A 13,748-nucleotide genomic window follows, 5' to 3' on the forward strand; every position below is an offset into this window, starting at 1 on the left:
TCGACCGTTTTACATGAGAGGGGAAATCATAGGTGACTTTTAAATATAACAATCCATCACACTCTAAAAAAGTAGTATCAGCCGTGCTTGCAGGCATGATGGCCCTTAGCGCTGGCGGAGCTGCCATGGCAGCGGAATCAACAGAAGCGGAGCAGAGCCAGACTGCGGCTGTAAGCAACACGACTGCACCTGCAGGTTTGTTCAGTGATATCAAGGTTGGATACTGGGCTGAGAAGCATGTATATAAGCTGGCAAACCAAGGTATCCTTCTCGGTAACAATGGTCTGTTCCGTCCTGGAGATGCGGTAACACAACAGGAAGCTGTAACCATGGCGATCCGTTTTATGAACCAGGAAGGCCAGTTGAACGACAGCACGGCTACGGCATTACCGACAAATATGGAAGTGGGGAATTATTTCAAGCCATATGTGGCTTTGGCGCTTCAACTGGGACTGATTGATAAAACGGAAGAAGCTACAGCAGACGTATCTAAAACAACATGGGGACAAAAGCCTGCATCGCGTGAGTGGATTACCAAGCTGCTGATCCGTTCATTGGACAAAGAGGCTGAAGCGAAGGCTCAGAACAGTCAGTCCACTGGCTTCGCCGATGATGCAAGCATCTCCACAGATGGCAAAGGTTACGTCAATCTGGCAGTGAGCCTGGAGCTTGCCAAAGGTGTGGAAGGCAACAAATTTAATCCAACCGGATCGGTAACCCGGGCCCAATTAGCGACTTTCTTTAGCAGAGGAGAAGCGTTAACAGATACAGCTTACCCGAACACGTACACGGGTTATGTAACTGGATTAAAAGATGGTCAGATCAGCCTGCTGGTTAATGGTAAAGTAACAAACTTTACGGTGAACAGTAGCACTCCATATTTTACAAAAGATAGTGAGACACGTGCGGCAGAACCGAATGTTCAGCTCTATACCAAAGTACAGGTAGTTGGATCTGCTGGAAATGCAGCTTATGTGGAAGTTATCGATGCGACGCCGCAGGTGGAGAGCGTCGAAGGTACTTTTGCGCGTTCGTTGTCGGGCAATAAAATTGGGATCTTTGTTGGCGAAAACTATGAAACTTACGGGTATGATGAAGCAACTGCTTTTATCGACCAGAACGGAAATGCGATCAAGCTTGCTGATATTACAGCAGACAGCATTATTGAAATACAGCGTGAGACCTTCTCCGCTGACAAAAAAACGGTGGCCATCCGCGTGAAGTCCGGTATTGTGAACAAAAGTGACAGCGGTGTGATTACGGAAGTGAGCACAACCGGGAAAACGATCAAGTTCACGAATGCAGCAGGAACCACAGAGCAGTTTACGTATGGTGATAACCTGATTATTCGTTATCAGGATCGAATTCTGTCTTTGGCTGAGCTAAAAGCAGGCAGTACCGTGAAATACACAGTGAAGGACAGTGTTCTGCAAACCATCGAATTGTCTCAGGGTGTAGAGCAGTCTGTACGTGGTACTTTGGTGGAGATTGGTGGCAATCAGTCAACATTGACGTTTAAACGTGAAGGTGGCTCTCTTGAGGCAAAACTGCTGGCGGAAAATCCGGAGGTAGTAATCAACGGAATCCAGGACGCATCATTGTCGGATCTGATTACAGATGCAACGAATGGTGACCAGGTTGAGCTGACGCTAAATGGTGAAGATCGTGTAACTCGAATTCAGGTTATTGGACGTCAGATGGAACCGATGAACGGTGCTTCAGTAGTTTCTTACAACAGCAAAACCAAAGTGTTGACTGTACTGGACAGTAACAAAAAACCATTTGTATTTACGCTGGATGACAAAACGAAGCTGGACTACAATACAACCAAGCCTACGCTTGCAGGATTGGAATCGCTATTGAACGAAGGGCGCAAACTCGATCTGACGTATGTCGGAACCAGAGCGTTGTCCGTAAAAGTCATTTACAAATACGAAGGTACGCTTAGCGGCATGGATACAAATAAAAAAACCATCAGCGTATTGTCTGGTAATCAAACCATCACGGTTCCTTATTCTACCGTTCCGGCAGTAGAGATCTACAACAAGTCTGGAGCAAGTCTGAGTGACCTGAAGATTGGTGATAAAGTAACCGTTACGCTTGGTTCCAATCAGGATTACGTACAAAAAGTGTCATTGAACACCGTGGCACAATTTGAAGTTGTATCTGTAGAGACTAATGGTCGTGTTCGTGTGAAATCGGACTCCCTGACAAGTCAGTTTTACGTGGATCAGGCTGTTTTGACAGGTGAAGGTGGACAAAGTATTACAGCTTCTCAACTGACTGCCGGCAATCTGATTAACGTGACTTTCGAAGGAACGACTCCTAAAGCGGTTCAGGTCGTGAAACGGACTTTGGCAGAAGTGACGTCTGTTGATGCGACTTCGGTAACGCTGAAGTTGTTTAATGGACAGAGCGAAACCGTACCTGTTAGCGGTGCTGTAAAAGTAATCAAGTCTGGCTCTACGTTAACCACATTAAACAGCCTTACAGTGGGTGACCGTGTTGAAATGACCAAGGATACGGATAATTCCACTCGTTTCAGAGTGATGACCATTATGAGTAAGCAGTTCTGGTCTTATGATGGCGTTGGTAACCAAATCCTGGTTAAACGTGAGTCCACCTCAGATACAAATTACCGTTTTGCACTTGGTACAAGCGTATTTGTTCACCAGGGTGACAACACTTTAAGCGTGCAATCTCTCAAAGATAATGATAATATTGTATTGTATCTCCTGAATAACGTAGTCATGGAGATCCAAAAACAGTAATCGTTTTTTTCGAGGATCAAAAGAATGACCGTCTTGATGCGGGATCTTTCCCCCATCAGGACGTTTTTTTTGCAAGCTTTTTGGCGTCCCCGCTGAGCACTCGAAATAAGCTTGGAAAGTAAGTCTCCACACCACCGTGTGGTGATTTTGTGGGAGGTAGCTCTTCATGAATGCAGCGACGGTTAGGCACATACTCGATACGATGGAAGCGATGTTCCCTGATGCACATTGCGAATTAAATCACAGCAATGCGTTTGAATTGACTGTAGCTGTCCTGTTGTCTGCTCAGTGTACCGATGAAACGGTAAACAAGGTGACTGCAGACTTGTTCCAAAAGTACACCAGTCCTGCCGACTATCTGGCGGTTCCGCTCGAAGAGTTGGAACAGGACATCCGGCGTATTGGCTTGTACCGGAACAAGGCCAAGCATATTCAGAACATGTGCCGTATTTTAATAGAGCAGTATGGCGGTGATGTACCGCAGGAACATGATCAGCTTGTGACGCTGCCAGGTGTAGGGCGGAAGACCGCGAATGTGGTTGTTTCCAATGCATTTGGTGTACCGGCCATTGCGGTGGATACGCATGTTGAACGTGTATCCAAACGGCTCGGGCTGGCAGGCTGGGACGACTCCGTACTTGAAGTCGAGAAAAAACTGATGAAGCGCGTACCCCGGGATGAGTGGACTTTAACTCACCACCGGATTATTTTCTTTGGACGCTACCATTGCAAGGCGCAAAATCCCGCGTGTCATATTTGTCCATTGCTGGACGTATGCCGGGAAGGGAAAAAGCGTATGAAAACGTCCCAAATCAGGAAAGATAAGGAACGTGCTACAAGCCCAAAACGAAAAATAAATTAATGACCAGAAGAGGATGAGTAATGATGAAATGCATTTCCGTGTACACTGACAATTTTGAGGCCTTCTCCGATATTTTTGAGCAAATCGTAGAACAGGAAATGGCTGAGAACGAAGAGAAAGAAGTCGAAGGCATCACAGTAAGCCACTCCGGCGACGTGCCTGAGCATTATTTGGAGCGTATGTCTACCAAACCGGAAGTTGTGGTTATGAGAGACAAAGGAAGAGACATTACGATTTTGCAGCATGGACAAGTATTTGAAATTTTGCTGCCTTCCCTGGAGAATGCTGTTAGCTAATTCTCCTGGTCAATGCAAGACATGTTGCATCAATGCTGGCGTTGAGCTTATCACATAAGTTCATGCGGGCATTGAATGCAGCATACATAGCTACGTACAATGAACAGCATTGTGTAATCAATAGAACCATTATTCAGATAAAACCGACAGATCGGTTTTATTTTTTTTAAGTAAAAATGATGTTTTCTTTCTGTAACGCTTAGCTTTAAATGAACGAAACCGTTCAAATTCGGTTTGTCTAATGTTAAAATACATTTATTATGAGATAAAGACATGACAGGTACAATAAAGAGGAGCCAGGGGGAAGGCCAGACATGACCAGAACAGATTACCCAGTAGAATTGGCTGAACCACTGCTTTCGCTGCGCAAGGCAATGGAGCAGACAGAGGACCATACTGCTGTACATGCGTTAACAGATCTGATGAGCAAGGCAGAGATGAAGCAATTGACAATCGCGTTTTGTGGACACTTCTCTGCAGGAAAATCAAGTTTGATCAATAGTTTATGTGGGAAACGGGTGCTGCCATCAAGCCCTGTGCCGACAAGTGCCAATGTGGTGTCCATTCGTAATGGCGCGCCGCGAGCGCTGATTTATACGGCAGCTAACGAAAGCGCTGACAATCAGAAAGTACTCGCAGATCCGCTTGAAGTCTCTCCTGAGCAACTGGAAGAGTACTGCAAGAATGGTGGTGCATATCGTTCCATTGAAGTGTGGGATGATATCCCTTTGCTGGCAGATGACGCTGTGCTTCTGGATACACCAGGTGTGGACTCGACTGACCGGGGGCATGGCTTGGCAACACATTCGGCGCTTCACCTTGCTGATGTGGTCTTTTATGTGATGGATTATAACCATGTTCAGTCTGAGAGCAATTTGTCTTTCGCCAAAAGCCTATCGGATTGGGGGAAGCCGCTGTTTCTCATCGTGAATCAGATTGATAAGCATAGGGAACGTGAGCTAGCGTTTGACGAGTATGTGAAAGGTGTAGAGGCGATTTTTGACGCGTGGGAAGTCAGATATGATGGGCTCTTGTTCACTTCGCTTCGCGATAAGGATCATCGTTATAACCAATGGAATGTGCTCCCTGATTTGATTCAACACATGTTAAACGAGAAGGAAGCACTCATTCGTCATAGTCTTGCAAGTTCGGTCAGTCATATCACCGAGCAGCACATCATCAGACAGGCTGAACGGCGAGAGGACGAAGAGGCAGCTCTGCTGGACGAAATCGGAGGACAGGAAGGCATTGAACGACTTGAACGAGAGCTGGATAAGTTAAAGGCTGAAGAAGACGAGCTTCGTGCCAAGCCCTCACGGGAGCGTGAGAAGTTCCGGGGGGAGCTGGAGTCCCTGTTATCGAATGCCAACCTCACTCCTGCAGATATCCGTACTTCGGCCGCAGCCTATCTTGAGAGCCGGAAACCTGGATTTCGGGTAGGATTGCTTTTCTCAGGTGGGAAGACCGAACAGGAAAAGCAGCGCCGTGCAGCTGAGCTCGTTAAAATGCTGCAGGATCAAACTTCGGGTCAAGTGGAAGTGCATATTCGCACCATGCTTCGGAAGCTGGGAGAAGCCCATCAGCTGTGGAGCCCGGACTGGGAACAGGCATTGAATACTGAACTGCCTGTTCTGGATGAAGCACTGTTGGAGATGAAACGAAGCGCTGGCGCAGAGGTGTCTCCCGAGTATGTGCTTCAATTCAGCAAGGAGGTGCGGGGCGAGATTGAGGCCCGCTACCGCAGGTCGGCCATGATGCTGGTCGACCGGATGCTTGAGGCGCTGGGCGCGCAGGGCGAAGCCGCGCTTCAGGCGCTGGACGCCAGCCGCGCAGCGGTGCTGGCGCAATCCGCGGCGGCTGCGCGCTATACGGCGCTGCAGCGCGCCGCCGCCGCTGAGGCAGCAGGGCTGCGCAGCCTGCTGCCTCCTGCGGGCCCTCTCCCCTCCGGGCTGTTGCCGGAGGTGCAGGGCCCGCATGTGCCCGCGCAAGAGCCGAGCGAAGCTCACGGCTCTGACCCGGGCACATCCGCGTCTGTGGCTGCGCAGCCACAGACAGAAGCGCCGCCGCGCAAAGCTGCGGCGCACATGCAACCGGCGGCTGGCGCACAGCGCCGCCGGCGCCTGGACGCAGCTGCGGCACGGCTGGAAGCCGCTGCTGCGCTGGTAGAGCCGTACCCCGCCATGGGGTCGGCGGTAAGGGATCTGCGTGCACGCGCGGCTTCGCTTGCGGGCGGCACGTTTACCCTGGCGCTGTTCGGAGCCTTCAGCGCCGGCAAATCCTCCTTCGCCAACGCGTTGCTGGGCGAAGCTGTACTCCCCGTATCGCCGCATCCAACGACAGCGGCGATTAACCGGATCATGGCTCCGGCCGGAGGCGCGGAGCATGGAACGGCCCGGGTCCGCATGAAGACCCTGGCCGCGTTTCAGGAAGATCTGGCCTATTCCTTCCGTTTGCTTGGATTGGGCGAACCGGGAGCGGATTGGCAGAAACGGGTCCAGTCCTTATCGCCCCAAGATGTACATCCCGCAGGACGGCCGCACTACAGCTTCCTGCAGGCAGCAGCTGCAGGCTGGGATGACACGATGGATCAGCTTGGTCAAGATGTTCAGGTAGACCTTATTGGATACCGAAATTTTGTGGCCAATGAACGGAAATCCTGCTTTGTCGACAGCATTGATCTGTACTACAGCTGTGACGTTACCGAACAAGGCATTGTGCTGGTCGATACACCTGGGGCCGATTCGGTGAATGCCCGTCATACGGGTGTTACATTCAATTATATGAAGAATGCGGATGCGCTTATCTTTGTAACCTACTACAACCATGCTTTCTCTCAGGGAGATCGACAGTTTCTCAACCAACTGGGACGGGTGAAAGACAGCTCGGCCATGGACCAGATGTTCTTCGTGGTGAATGCCAGTGACTTATCATCATCCGAAGATGAACTTGAACAGGTACTGGAGCATGTCAGTACGCAGCTTCGAACGAATGGGATTCGGGCCCCGCGGTTATTTCCGGTTTCCAGCCTGCTTGCCATGGAAGGCAAAAGCACGGGAGATGCGGACATGCTTGAGCAATCGGGTTTCCTTCGTTTTGAGGAAGAGTTCAATCGGTTTGCTGGCACAGAACTTGCTGACCTTGCGGTTGGTGGTGCTGCCGAAGAGCTGTCGAGGGTTATCCAGCGGTTAGATCAGCGTGCCCACGATGCAGTTCAGAGTGAAGAAGTGCTGCAGCAGCGGAGGCAGGAACTGGATGCTGTCATGGATCAGTCTCTCGTGCGAATCCGAACCCTTGCCGAGCGCTCCATGAGAGAAGAGCTTGCTCAGGAGACGGCTGAATTGCTCTTTCATGTCAGACAGCGGCTGGGTTATCGACTGGGGCTCTTTATGGCAGAAGCGTTCCATCCTTCCGTTCTGCGGGAAGACCGTGGTAATCTAAAAGGTGCATTTGCAGCATGCGGACGAGAACTGCTGCGTATGATCGCTGTAGAGCTGGAACAGGAATTGCTTGCGACGACACTCCGATTGGAGCAGGCAGGGAAGTGCTGGTTAATGAGGCAGATCGATGATTGCGTTCAGGAACTTAAAGAGCGATCAGGCGGAATGGATCTTTCGCTTGCTTATAATGAGAACTGGAGTACACCTGTGCTCGAGGAAATCCGGCTGGAGGTACCGTCAGGATGGAAAACGTATCTCAGTTACTTCCGTAACCCGAAGCAATTCTTTGAAGGTGAGGGGAGACAACGACTCCAGGAAGCGCTCGATCCGGTTATCAAACAAATGGTGGCTAACGCTCTTCCTGCTGCACAGGAAAAACTGGTCCAGTTCTATGATGCCCAACTGCACCAGTCATTGCAGCATCAAGCCAGCCAGTTGGAAGATCGACTGAAAGAAGCTGTTGCCGCATTGAATGAGACACTGACAAGTGGCGTTCCAGCAGAGGAATGGCACAGTCTTTCAGCCCAAGTGCAGCAATTCGTACACGAATAAGTATACACGTAGAGTGTATGCATATGTATCTGCAAAAAGGCTCCTGACCGACCAGGTCAACCAGGGAGCCTTTTTTTGTCCGAACAACCTGAAACAAAGAGAATATTCAAACATTTGATTGATAGGTGGTCTTTTATTCCTGTTAATGACGCATTAAGGAGAAAGTAGCCTGAATATGGTCAGTTATTCGCTTTGCCGCGAATGGGGGACGGTGATAAACTTCATAAATGTTCATACCGTTTTTGAACGAGACAAGAGGAGGAGAAACATGGATGTTCTCAGGCAACTGCAAACCTTTTTTTGGGAAAAGCGCACGTATTTATTTGTATCAATCTTGTTCCTCGCCATAGCGACTGCGCTCGGGCTGGTGTATCCGAATTTGCTCAGGGTACTGATTGATGATGTAATTATACCGCGCAATTTTGAAGACGTTCCCATACTTGCTTTAACCGTGTTAGGTGTTGTGATTTTGAAAGCGGGAATGCAGTTTTTACACGGATTCTATGGAGGACGCCTTGGTAACTTCCTGGCGTACCGACTGCGTAACGCATGTTACGAAAAGCTTCAGTTTTTATCCTTCCGGTATTATGATACGGCCAAGACGGGTGATCTGATGTCCCGCCTCACGGGAGACCTGGAAGCCATCCGCAACTTTATCGGATTTGGCTTTGCACAGATTCTCAACATGGTTTTGATGGTCGTATTCGGCGCAATTATGATGATGACGATGAGTTGGCAGCTTACCTTGCTGACACTCATATGTATTCCTCTGCTTGCCTTTGTTGCGCTAAGATTTGAATCCCAGATCCACCCTGCATTCCAGGAGATGCGACTGGCGCTCAGTTCATTGACGACAGCCGTACAGGAAAATATCACTGGAGTGCGTACCGTAAAATCCTTTGCACGTGAGCCTTACGAAGTGGAGAAGTTTTCCACACGCAACGAGCGTTATAAAACGAATCAGATCCATGCTGCAACATTGTGGAGTCGCTATTTTCCCATTATGGAAATTCTTGCTTCTGTAAGCGTTGTACTCCTTCTGGTCATCGGAGGAAGAATGGTTATTAATCAAACGTTGTCACTTGGTCAACTCGTTGCCTTTTTCAGTTTGATCTGGTACATAATCGGACCTATGTGGAACCTTGGATTCCATATCAATAACTATACACAATCCAAAGCTTCTGGCGAACGGGTGCTGGAACTGTTGAATACACCGGTGGACGTGCAGGAGACAGAAGATCCAATCATTGTCGAGGCTGATCAGGTTAAGGGGCATGTAACGTTTGATTCCGTAACCTTTGCGTATGGCAATAAAATGGCGGCCGTAACCGATATCAATTTTGATGCACCTCCGGGTACGGTTATCGGTTTCCTGGGAGGCACAGGTTCCGGTAAGTCCACCATTATTCAGCTCTTGATGCGTGCGTATAACGTGAATTCGGGAACCATCAAGCTGGATGGCAAAAATATTAAGGACATGGGGATACGCAGCTTGCGCAGCCAGATCGCTTCCGTCTTTCAGGAAACGTTCCTGTTCTCCTCCAGCATACGCAACAATATCTCGTATGGTCTCAAAAATGTAAGCATGGATGAGATTATTCGGGCAGCGAAGCTGGCCAAAGCACATGATTTCATTATGGAGTTTCCGGACGGATATGACACGGTTGTTGGTGAACGAGGCATGGGCCTGTCCGGGGGTCAGAAACAGCGGATTGCGATCGCTAGAGCTTTGCTCAAAAATCCGAAAATTCTGGTACTTGACGATGCGACCAGTGCGGTCGATATGGAGACCGAGCATGAGATCCAGTCCGGTTTCCAGGAAGTTATGCGAGGTAGAACAACCTTTATCATTGCACACCGGATATCATCACTGCGACATGCAGATGAGATCCTGGTACTGGATGAAGGGCGTGTCGTTCAGCGCGGTACACACAAACGTCTTATTGAAGAACCTGGACCATATCAGGATGTTTACAAAATTCAATACGCAGACTACATCGCCCGCGGCAAGCGGGAGGCTGGGGAGCAGGTGAACTCATGAGTGCCGAAACGGTAGCAGACAGGCGCGAGGTCAAAGGGACCTCTGAAAAGAATATAAATGAACGATTCGTCTATCAGGACGATGAGATCATAGAGAAACCGTTTAACTGGAAAGAATTTGGACGTTTGTTCGGCTATATGAAACCTTACGCAAGGCAGCTTCTGCCGCTGATCATATTGATGATGATTTTGGGTACGATCACGAAATTATCGGTTCCTTTCTTGATCAGTCTGGCGATTGACAGAGCCATAGCACCGGAGAGTGGACTGCCAAGCATGACCCTGTTATATATTATTGGGGGTTCGGTACTCCTGCTGTATCTCATTCAATGGGCTGCCAATACGTACCGGATCAAATTAACCAATATTATAGGACAGCGGGTTATTTATGACCTTCGCTCGGATCTGTTCAAACATATTCAGAAACTGTCCTTTAACTTTTTTGACAAAAGACCGGCGGGGTCCGTACTCGTTCGTGTCACGAATGATATCAACTCATTACAGGATTTGTTCACCAATGGTGCAGTCAACGTCATGATCGACTGCGTGCAGTTATTGGGAATTATCGTTATTTTGATGCTTATCAACTGGAAACTCGGCCTTGCCGTTATTATTACGGTACCGATCATGTTTATTATCTCCACCAAGCTGCGCGTATTGATCCGTCGTGCCTGGCAGGATGTACGCATGAAGAACTCCCGCATCAACTCCCACTTGAATGAATCCATTCAGGGGATCCGTGTGACTCAGGCGTATACACAGGAAAAAGAAAACATGAAATACTTTGACAACATGAATATGTCCAGCAAAAAATCATGGGACAAAGCATCAGCCATGAACCAGGGCTTTGGACCGCTTATTGAAATTACCGGCGGTTTCGGTACATTGATCCTGTTCTGGTTTGGTGCCTACCTGATTCAAGATGGTCAGTTAACTGTAGGTTTGCTTGTAGCCTTCGCCAACTATGTCGGTAACTTCTGGGATCCGATTAACCGTCTGGGTCAGATGTACAATCAATTGCTGGTAGCCATGGCTTCCTCCGAACGCATTTTCGAATTCATGGATGAGGAACCAAGCATTGCTAACAAACCGGGTGCGAAGCCGATTCCTTCTATTAAAGGCGATATCGTTTTTGACAATGTCGTTTTTGAATACGAGAAAGGCAGGCAGGCGCTTAAGGGAATCAGCTTTAAGGCTGCAGCAGGGGAGTCTATTGCACTGGTTGGTCACACCGGCTCAGGAAAAAGTACAATTATCAACCTGATTAGCCGCTTCTATGATATTTCCGGAGGAAGACTAACGATTGACGGCCATGATATACAGGATATTACGGTTGAGAGTCTGCGCAGTCAGGTAAGCATTGTCTTGCAGGATACCTTTATCTTTTCCGGAACGATTCGAGACAATATTCGATTTGGTAGACTGGATGCAACAAATGAAGAAGTGGAGGAGGCTGCGAAGGCGGTCAATGCCCACGAATTTATTATGAAGCTGCCTGGTGGATATGATACGGAGGTTGAAGAAAGAGGAAACGTGCTGTCCATGGGACAACGGCAGCTGTTGTCCTTCGCCCGTGCCTTGCTCGCGGATCCACGGATTCTTATTTTGGATGAAGCAACAGCAAGCATTGATACCGAGACAGAGCTCAAAATTCAGGAAGCACTGAAAGTGCTGCTTAAAGGCAGAACCTCTTTCATGGTCGCTCACCGACTCTCGACGATCCGGAATGCAGATAACATTATTGTGCTCGATCACGGTGAAATCAAGGAAGAAGGAAACCATGAGCAACTTATTCAGAAACAAGGCGTTTATAATGGTCTCATCGAAGCGCAATACAAATTTTTATAAAATGAATTCTGGCTTATGTATGCTTTAGATTTTTGTGACTGATGCATATGACACTCCAGCACCCTATAACCCTGGTTTTCCTTCAAGATAAGCAAATGGTTTCATTGAAGGCAGGAAATAGGAATGCCCGGAGTGTCTTTTATTATTCAAAAGGTGCTGTGCGGGCCTTTTGCGAAGAGGAACGTGTATGGCTGCTCCTACTGGCGCTTAGTTCATTCACGGAACTGTGTTATATTTTAAGGATTACCGAAAAAACGTATCGGGACGGCTGGAGGGAGAACGATGCAAGCAGTACATAGCGAAATCCAATTAAAACGTTTTGACAAACTGGATCATCTTCACTTTAAGCTCATACATGTGGATCAACCTGACACAAGCGATTATGCAAGAAATTGGTGTCTGAGAAAACACTTCCTGGACACATATATGTTACTGTTTATGGCTAGTGGACAGGGCTGGTTAACAGTAGATGGCAAATTTATTGAATTGCGCGCAGGAGCGTGGTACATCGGACTGCCTGGGCAGTTGGTTGAGGCAAATGTCCATTCACTGGATGAGAGAGGGGTGTATCATATGAACTTCGAAGTGATGCACTTGGAGGAACAAAGTGATTACGCAGTTCTCGATATTATGAAGCAGCTTTTGGGGGATCAGTTCAACGTTGAGGTCATGTGTGCTTCGACGGTTGCGGCTCGTGTGCTCTGTCAGACGATCTATAAGCAAGCGCTGAGTAAGAATGGTCTGCAAAGGTATGATGGTCAAATTCGTTTTCAGGAATTACTGCATACAATGTTCAACGATGTGTTAAGAGCAGAAGAGCGTTTTTCCGCTTCACCCATAGAACATGTGAAGGACTACATCGAACAAAATTATATGAACAAAATAACGATTCAGGAGCTGGCGACCGTTGCACGAATGAGCTCTCGTCACTTCATGCGCCTATTCAAAAAAAGATATGGTTGCAGTGCGATGGACTATTTGACCTTTTTCCGAATCAAGCAAGCTCAGATTTTAATGAGAAACGATCACTATCATCGACTCAAGGATGTTGCGTCATATGTGGGCTATCCGGATGAAATGTACTTCCGTCGTAAATTCAAGCAAATCTCGGGTATTCCACCAGCAGCATTTATACAGGCCAGCAAGCAAAAAATAGCAGCTGTTCATTCCTTGAGCATAGGAACTCTCCTTGCCTTGCAGACTATTCCTTGTGCCGCAAAGGCAAGTCATCCATGGACTGATTATTACAGACGCAAATATGAAACGGACAGAGTCATACCGCTGGCTGAGTTGGAAGCCATCTGGCTGGAGCAGCTTCGCATGGTTGATCCGGATTATATCATCACCGTTGAGGGAGAAATGTCGGACACTTTGGCTCATCAGCTTCGTTCCATTGCGCCTGTATGCATCATTCCGCAGGACAAGGGGGATTGGCGGGATCACCTGAGATATGTTGCGCGTTTTTTGGACAGATCGGATATTGCGGAGGTGTGGCTGCAAAGATATGATGAGAAGTCAGCGATGGTTAGAACACAGCTTGCAGGCAACATTCGAGAAGAACGGCTTCTTGTACTGAGAGTCCATGACGAAGTGCTGCAGGTGCTGGGGCCGAGGAGCATAGCTTCTGTATTTTATGTGGACATGCAAATGAACGGTCCTGAAGGAATAGAGGCATTATGGGAGCTGGGAACACTGAAAGTTACTGAGCTGTCGAAGCTCTCAATAGATAGAATGCTGTTGATCGTGGAAGAAGATGAAAAGTCCAAACAAACGTGGAGCGCTCTTCAAAACTCTGAAGCATGGAATGATACGACAGCAGTCCAAAATGGATGCATCGATATACTCATGCCGAGCGTTCTGCTGGATTACACTGCGTTTACTCATGAACTGATGCTGGATGAGATATTAAAGCTCTGGCAAGATCGTCCATAGCAAAAAGTCC

The 13,748-nt window shown here is 48.2% G+C and carries 7 protein-coding genes; all 7 read left to right on the plus strand.

Annotated features, from left to right (window positions below; translation table 11 throughout):
• The first annotated feature begins 32 nt into the window (after positions 1-32).
• Positions 33-2,771: an S-layer homology domain-containing protein gene (locus AC3WQ3_RS14885; protein WP_336780775.1), complete on the plus strand. Its 2,739-nt coding sequence runs from the start codon at positions 33-35 to the stop codon at positions 2,769-2,771.
• A 166-nt stretch (positions 2,772-2,937) separates the two neighbouring features.
• Entirely contained in the window at positions 2,938-3,633 is a 696-nt protein-coding gene (gene nth / locus AC3WQ3_RS14890; protein ID WP_127540382.1) for an endonuclease III, read from the plus strand.
• Positions 3,634-3,656: 23 nt separating this feature from the next.
• Positions 3,657-3,929 carry an NAD/NADP transhydrogenase alpha subunit gene (locus AC3WQ3_RS14895; RefSeq protein ID WP_095292936.1) on the plus strand — a complete coding sequence of 91 codons (273 nt, stop codon included), beginning with the start codon at positions 3,657-3,659 and terminating at the stop codon, positions 3,927-3,929.
• A gap of 314 nt (positions 3,930-4,243) precedes the next feature.
• The gene (locus AC3WQ3_RS14900; RefSeq protein ID WP_492472630.1) at positions 4,244-7,918 is read left to right on the plus strand and encodes a dynamin family protein; all 3,675 of its coding nucleotides are present in this window, start codon (positions 4,244-4,246) and stop codon (positions 7,916-7,918) included.
• Between the two features lie 268 nt (positions 7,919-8,186).
• Entirely contained in the window at positions 8,187-9,959 is a 1,773-nt protein-coding gene (locus AC3WQ3_RS14905) for an ABC transporter ATP-binding protein (protein WP_336780777.1), read from the plus strand.
• Positions 9,956-11,806, plus strand: coding sequence for an ABC transporter ATP-binding protein (locus tag AC3WQ3_RS14910; RefSeq protein WP_336780778.1), 1,851 nt, complete (start codon positions 9,956-9,958; stop codon positions 11,804-11,806). Before AC3WQ3_RS14905 ends, AC3WQ3_RS14910 begins: the two co-directional genes overlap by 4 nt.
• A 282-nt stretch (positions 11,807-12,088) precedes the next feature.
• Positions 12,089-13,738: an AraC family transcriptional regulator gene (locus tag AC3WQ3_RS14915; RefSeq protein WP_492472631.1), complete on the plus strand. Its 1,650-nt coding sequence runs from the start codon at positions 12,089-12,091 to the stop codon at positions 13,736-13,738.
• The last annotated feature ends 10 nt before the right edge of the window (positions 13,739-13,748 follow it).

The organism is Paenibacillus sp. FW104-T2, assembly GCF_058789975.1.